An 814-nucleotide genomic window follows, 5' to 3' on the forward strand; every position below is an offset into this window, starting at 1 on the left:
AATAAAATTAAGTAAAAATGAAAATTTGATTAAAAACAAAATAAAAAAATAAAACATATAACCTAATAAAATTAGATTATATGTTTTGTTTTCTACATTTTAATATTATTAAGATCTCATTATATACCCTATAGATCTTACTGTTTTTATATATTCTTCTTTGTCTTCAGTATCTAGCTTATTTCTTAAATGCCTTACATAAACATCTACAACATTTGTTTCTGTTTCATAATTATATCCCCAAACACTTTCTAATAGGCTAAATCTCGATATAACCTTCTCTTTATTTTCCATAAGATATAATAATAGTTCATATTCCTTATTAGTTAAATTTAATTCTTCATCACCTTTTTTTACTACTCTAGAGTCTATATTTATAGATAAATCTTTAAAATTTAAAATTTTAGGATTTGAGTTATTATCTCTTCTAAAAACAACTTGAATCCTCGCTAATAACTCCTCAATTGCAAATGGCTTTGATACATAGTCGTCAGCTCCCATCTGAAGTCCTGATACTTTATCCATAACACTATCTTTTGCACTCAACATAATTATAGGTGTGTTTTTTTCTTTTTTTAATCTTCTACATATCTCTATTCCATTAAGACTTGGAAGCATCAAATCTAATAAGATTAAATCATAATCTTTATTTAGAGCTTCATATAATCCTTGTTTTCCGTCTTCTATAACTTGAGTTATATATCCTTCAAATTCTAATTCCATTTTAACAAATGAAGATATATTTTTTTCATCCTCTATTATAAGTATCTTTTTCATATGAAATCCTTTCTTTAGATATCATTAATCCTAATAA

1 protein-coding gene is annotated in these 814 nt (G+C 24.1%); it reads right to left on the bottom strand.

Features of this window, described 5'->3' with window-relative positions; translation table 11 throughout:
* Window positions 1-108: 108 nt before the first annotated feature.
* The gene (locus VN21_RS00215) at window positions 109-777 is read right to left on the bottom strand and encodes a response regulator transcription factor (protein WP_046821492.1); all 669 of its coding nucleotides are present in this window, start codon (window positions 775-777) and stop codon (window positions 109-111) included.
* Between the last annotated feature and the right edge of the window lie 37 nt (window positions 778-814).

This window comes from Paraclostridium benzoelyticum, assembly GCF_001006285.1.
Lineage (GTDB): Bacteria > Bacillota > Clostridia > Peptostreptococcales > Peptostreptococcaceae > Paraclostridium > Paraclostridium benzoelyticum.

Coding starts and splice junctions, on each gene's coding strand:
- VN21_RS00215 (WP_046821492.1), bottom strand. CDS start 777: ATGAAAAAGATACTTATAATAGAGGATGAAAAAAATATATCTTCATTT.